Genomic DNA, 1031 nt, shown 5'->3' with positions numbered 1-1031 from the left:
GAAGAGATCATGAAGATGGTTGAGTCGGTCCGGCACCGCATCCATGCGATCTCGATTACGAGTGGTGTCCTGACAACTATCGAAGAAGAGGAGGCGTATGTCCTTGATGTGGTGAAGCACCTTGCCTTCTTCGATCTGCCCATTGGCGTTTCGATCTACCCGACCGAAATGACCCCGGAGCGCTTAAAGGATCTCGGAGTTGCGGAGGTGAAGTTCAACCTTGAAGCAGCAACGCCCGCCCTCTTTTCCGCCATGTGCCCCGGCCTCGATTACGACCATATATGGAGGGTCCTCGATCGCGCGGTCGAACTCTTCGGAGAGAACCGCGTCTTCTCCAATGTCATTATCGGTCTTGGGGAGACGGACGCCGAGATGGAAGCCTGTATTCGGCGACTCACCACCCGGGGGGTGATCCCGGTGCTCCGGCCGCTGAACCCGGTTGCAGGAATGACGATGATGGAACGCCCCTCCTTCGAGCGCTTGGTGCGGATCTTTGCCATCCATGAAGAGGCGCTTGCTGCTGCAGGACTTGACCCGGCACGGGCGCTTACCATGTGCACCAACTGCACGGGCTGCGATCTTGTTCCCGGGAGGGATGCATGAACGGCACAGATGCCCTTGCCGATGCGATCCGCCGGTATGCCGATACCGTATACACCATTCCGGGCTTTCCCGTCACGGAACTCGGGGCCCGCTGCAACGCCGGACTGGTGGTGTACGAGAAGACCGCCCTTGAGTATGCTCTCGGGGACTCCCTTTCGGGCAGAAGGTCTGTTGTTATCGTCAAGAATGTCGGGATCAATGCCTGCGCCGACCCGCTCCTGCAGGCAACCGCCCAGGGGCTTATTGCCGGGGTTGTGGTTATCGCAGGGGACGATCCTGGTGCAGAGGGTTCCCAGACCGCACAGGACTCCCGGTATTATGGGGAGCTGGCCGAGCTGCCGGTCATTGAGCCGGACAGCACCTGCCTGTATGCCGGCCTTGAAGCGGCACTTGAAGCATCGGAGAAGTTCTCCCGGGTTGCCCTTCTC

Annotated in this window: 1 protein-coding gene and 1 pseudogene; both read left to right on the top strand. The window is 59.7% G+C overall.

Going from position 1 to position 1031, the window contains the following annotated elements:
* A partial coding sequence (locus CW742_RS15155) for a radical SAM protein (protein WP_292421862.1) occupies positions 1-603 on the top strand: 603 nt, incomplete at its 5' end.
* Positions 600-1031: pseudogene (locus CW742_RS15150) on the top strand (indolepyruvate ferredoxin oxidoreductase); the annotation flags it as partial. The gene CW742_RS15155 and the pseudogene CW742_RS15150, both read left to right, overlap by 4 nt.

Origin of the sequence: Methanoregula sp., from assembly GCF_002835825.1 — an archaeon.
Classification (GTDB): domain Archaea; phylum Halobacteriota; class Methanomicrobia; order Methanomicrobiales; family Methanospirillaceae; genus Methanoregula.
Note: the sequence above shows the minus strand (reverse complement) of the source record. Positions and strands in the feature narration are given on the sequence as shown.